A 1,107-nucleotide genomic window follows, 5' to 3' on the forward strand; every position below is an offset into this window, starting at 1 on the left:
CACGTTGACCATGGTAAAACCACACTGACTGCAGCTATCTCTCACGTACTGGCTAAGACCTACGGTGGCGAAGCTAAAGACTTCTCTCAAATCGATAACGCTCCAGAAGAGCGTGAGCGCGGTATTACCATCAATACCTCTCACATCGAATATGACACGCCTTCACGTCACTACGCACACGTAGACTGCCCAGGCCATGCTGACTATGTTAAAAACATGATCACTGGTGCTGCACAGATGGACGGCGCGATTTTAGTAGTAGCTTCAACAGACGGTCCAATGCCACAGACTCGTGAGCACATCCTGCTTTCTCGTCAGGTTGGCGTACCTTTCATCATCGTGTTCATGAACAAATGTGACATGGTAGATGACGAAGAATTACTGGAATTAGTAGAAATGGAAGTGCGTGAACTTCTGTCAGAATACGATTTCCCAGGTGATGACTTACCAGTAATCCAAGGTTCAGCTCTGAAGGCCCTAGAAGGTCAACCAGAGTGGGAAGCTAAGATTATCGAACTTGCTGAAGCTCTGGATTCTTACATTCCAGAACCACAACGTGACATCGACAAGCCGTTCCTACTGCCAATCGAAGACGTATTCTCAATCTCTGGCCGTGGTACAGTAGTAACTGGTCGTGTTGAGCGTGGTATTGTTAAAGTGGGTGACGAAGTTGAAATCGTTGGTGTTCGCACTACGACTAAAACGACGTGTACTGGCGTAGAAATGTTCCGTAAACTGCTTGACGAAGGTCGTGCAGGCGAGAACTGTGGTGTGTTATTACGTGGTACTAAGCGTGATGACGTAGAACGTGGTCAAGTATTGGCTAAACCAGGTTCAATCAACCCACACACCACTTTTGAATCAGAAGTTTATGTTCTGTCAAAAGAAGAAGGTGGACGTCACACTCCATTCTTCAAAGGCTACCGTCCACAGTTCTACTTCCGTACAACTGACGTAACCGGTACTATCGAACTGCCAGAAGGCGTAGAGATGGTAATGCCTGGCGACAACATCAAAATGGTAGTGACTCTGATTTGCCCAATCGCGATGGACGAAGGTTTACGCTTCGCAATCCGTGAAGGTGGTCGTACAGTTGGTGCTGGTGTA

The 1,107-nt window shown here is 47.3% G+C and carries 1 protein-coding gene; it reads left to right on the forward strand.

Annotated features, from left to right (window positions below):
* The coding region (gene tuf / locus Q4Q49_RS22105) for an elongation factor Tu (RefSeq protein ID WP_312000457.1) at positions 1-1,107 on the forward strand (1,107 nt) is incomplete at both ends.

Origin of the sequence: Shewanella sp. SP1S1-7 (assembly GCF_031932105.1) — a bacterium.
GTDB classification, from domain to species: Bacteria; Pseudomonadota; Gammaproteobacteria; order Enterobacterales; family Shewanellaceae; genus Shewanella; species Shewanella baltica.